The sequence below is a fragment of the Vibrio sp. 2134-1 genome (genome assembly GCF_033339495.1).
Genome location: NZ_JAWOUS010000722.1, coordinates 1 through 580, shown reverse-complemented (window position 1 = coordinate 580; position 580 = coordinate 1). Strand labels below are relative to the sequence as shown.

General features: G+C 49.3%; 1 protein-coding gene. It reads right to left on the bottom strand.

Going from position 1 to position 580, the window contains the following annotated elements:
- Positions 1–153: 153 nt before the first annotated feature.
- The gene (locus tag R7R78_RS28175; RefSeq protein WP_001043046.1) at positions 154–426 is read right to left on the bottom strand and encodes an HU family DNA-binding protein; all 273 of its coding nucleotides are present in this window, start codon (positions 424–426) and stop codon (positions 154–156) included.
- Positions 427–580: the final 154 nt, after the last annotated feature.

Here is a 580-nt window from a genome sequence, read left to right as displayed (position 1 = left end):
TTTTCCACCGGCCTCAATTGCGTATAGAATGAACAAAACGTCTTTTTGAGCTGACGACCATCTCATCCCTTCCCCTTATTCATGTCTGATATGAATAAGGCTCCCACGAAGGAGCCTTATGTAAACCTTATTCATGTGTCACATGATTAAGATCTAGTTCACGGAGTCTTTCAACCCCTTACCAGCTTTGAACCCAGGAATGTTGGCCGCCGCGATCTGGATGTTCTCTCCAGTCTGGGGATTCCGCCCGGTTCGCGCTGCGCGTTCCTTAACGTGGAAAGTACCAAACCCAGTGAGCGCTACTGTCCCACCCGCTTTAAGCACCTCTTTCACTGAGTTGATCAGCGCATTTACCGCAGCTTCGGCCTTTGCTTTGCTAATGTCAGCGTCTTCGGCCACTTTCATAATCAGTTCACTTTTGTTCATCGTTATTCCTGTTTGTTTTCTTGGTTACTGTTTACACCTGCATACTCTGGGGTGTGGTTAGTGCTTTCTTCGCCACTCCCAAGGGGGAGTTCTCTCCGATTCCGGTAATGCCCAGAGACCTCGCTTATCGGCTTTGGCTTCGGCCTCCAGCTTG